Origin of the sequence: Stenotrophomonas capsici (assembly GCF_034961085.1) — a bacterium.
GTDB lineage: Bacteria > Pseudomonadota > Gammaproteobacteria > Xanthomonadales > Xanthomonadaceae > Stenotrophomonas > Stenotrophomonas capsici.
The window spans coordinates 1-453 of sequence record NZ_JAYFUH010000029.1; the positions used below are offsets into that span (position 1 = coordinate 1).

The 453-nt window shown below is 71.3% G+C and carries 1 protein-coding gene; it reads right to left on the reverse strand.

From position 1 onward, the window contains the following. Positions 1 to 453 (reverse strand): HAD family acid phosphatase (locus tag VA603_RS00295; RefSeq protein ID WP_323437605.1); only part of this gene is annotated, 453 nt, incomplete at both ends.

A 453-nucleotide genomic window follows, 5' to 3' on the forward strand; every position in this document is an offset into this window, starting at 1 on the left:
CCCACCTGGCGGCAACCCGGCACCTCGGTGCCCAGGCCCAGGTAGACGCTGTCGTCGGCCACCGGGAAGCCCACCTTGCGCAGGTTGGCCAGGGTGGCGTCCTTCATCGCCGAGGTGCGGTTGCTGATGTAGATCATGGTCACGCCCTTGGACGCGGCCAGCTGTGCGAACCGCACCGCGCCCGGCACCGGCTCGGCCTTCTGCTCGTTGACCCAGGCCGCCCAGCCAGCGTCGCTGTAGCTGCCTTCGTCGTGCACCTGGCGCGCCTGGAACGGCGAGTTGTCCAGCACGGTCTCGTCCACGTCCACCACCCCGGCCGGCTTCAGCCGGGCCGACTGGTGGGTGCCCCCTTCCTCCGGCAGCAGCGCGGTCCAGGTCGGGTCGGCCAGGGCGCGGTCCAGCTGTTCACCAGCCAGCTTCCAGGTCTGCAGGGCGCTGGCGCGGTACTCCTGC